Here is a 1,588-nt window from a genome sequence, read left to right as displayed (position 1 = left end):
CTCTGATATCAAAAAGATGAAAGACCTGGAGGATGAAAACCGACGCCTCAAACAGATGTTTGCTGATCTCAGCCTTGAGTGCCGGGCACTTAAAGACGTCATCGAAAAAAATGTATGGTTCGCCCCCGTTTTGCAAGCACACGATGATAAAAGTTGTTTGCGTTAATGTATCCGGCCTCTTGCAAGTCAGCTGCTTTTGGCAGCAAGGCCATGATGGAATAAGCGCGTCAGGTTCCCAATAAGCTTCTTAGGCTGTTAAAGCCGTTTTTTTGTCCCGGGTTTACAAGACGCCATTGCACAGTTTTGTCATCACATACCCTGCAAACTGGTAAGATTTTAAGCGAGTTCAGATTTCTCGTTGCTGTAAATAAAAAGCGCCCGGTCGTGTCATGACAGCCCAGATAATTCGGGCAATTTTGTTCGCCAGTGCGACAACAATCTTATTGCGGTGTACACCGCGCTCTTCCATAAGTTGTACCCACTGTCCCAGAAAATTTGTTGTCCTATTCAAATGCAGAACACAGGTTCGGGCTCCATGGATAAGCAGTTTTCTCAGGTAAGCATTGCCACGTTTACTCATACCTAATAAACGTTGCTTGCCTCCTGTTGAGTATTCTCGTGGTACAAGCCCCAGCCAGGCAGCTAAATTGCGCCCTGATTTAAATTGTTGGCCATTACCTACAAACGCCGTCATTGCCGTCGCTGTCAATTTCCCTACACCGGGAATAGACGTCAGCCTTTTAGCTATTCCATCTGCATCAGCGATAGACTCAATCTGGCGACGTAAGTGCAACAGTTTTTCCTCAAGAGACCGATATTCCTGCCAGAGATCAATGAGTATATCTCTCATTGATGGACTCAGTTCGTTTTGCTCGTCAGATAACAGAGAAGGCATATCATGTGTAAATTTGGCAATTCCACTGTGGATAGTTAATCCGTATTCTAGGAGAAATGCCCTGGCCTGATTCACCACCGCTGTTTTATGAGAGACCACGCGTTCTCTGATCCGATGTAATGCCTGTAGATCGAGCTGTGCCGTTGTTTTTGGTATCACTGTCCGCATGGTAGGACGAGAAATGGCTTCGGCTATTGCTTCAGCATCAATCAGGTCATTCTTGTTTGATTTAACGAAAGGTTTTACAAATTGTGCCGGGACGATGCAGGGCGTATGTCCAAATGATTTAGCCTTTCTGGCCAGCCAATGGCAACCCGGACAGGCTTCCATTCCAATCGTTGTTTGGGGTAAGCGGGCTAGATATTCAACCAATTTAACGCGGGTAAAACATCGCCTAATCAGGATATATCCTTTATCGTCCATCCCTACTACATGGAACGTATTTTTACCGATATCAATACCCATTCGGCTAAGGGATTGTGCTTTTGTTCGTGACATAACACACCTCCAATATAAGGGCTGTCAGCAAGTGCAATTTTAGCAAGTTGAGTGGGGGCGAACCATTCCATTAGCTTTAAAACTAGCGATAAAGCGTGAACTTGTCAGCTATCTGACGGCGCAATTTGCCATGAGTTTACGCCAGGCCTGCAGGACGTTATCGCTGAGCAGGACGGTATATTTTTATCAGCCCGA

General features: G+C 45.7%; 1 protein-coding gene and 2 pseudogenes. 2 read left to right on the top strand and 1 reads right to left on the bottom strand.

From position 1 onward, the window contains the following. A pseudogene (locus H5P17_RS26405) lies at window positions 1-109 on the top strand (IS3 family transposase); the annotation flags it as partial. A gap of 237 nt (window positions 110-346) precedes the next feature. Here the strand turns inward: H5P17_RS26405 and H5P17_RS26400 are convergent. Continuing rightward, window positions 347-1,393 (bottom strand): IS110 family transposase, encoded by a 1,047-nt coding sequence (locus tag H5P17_RS26400; RefSeq protein WP_220496979.1) that lies wholly within the window; start codon window positions 1,391-1,393, stop codon window positions 347-349. A gap of 73 nt (window positions 1,394-1,466) precedes the next feature. Here H5P17_RS26400 and H5P17_RS26395 point away from each other — a divergent pair. Then, a pseudogene (locus H5P17_RS26395) lies at window positions 1,467-1,588 on the top strand (IS3 family transposase); the annotation flags it as partial.

Source organism: Serratia sp. OS31 (assembly GCF_014164835.1).
GTDB lineage: Bacteria > Pseudomonadota > Gammaproteobacteria > Enterobacterales > Enterobacteriaceae > Serratia > Serratia liquefaciens_A.
The sequence above is the reverse complement of the archived record's forward strand: the minus strand, read 5'-3'. Positions and strand labels throughout refer to the sequence as shown.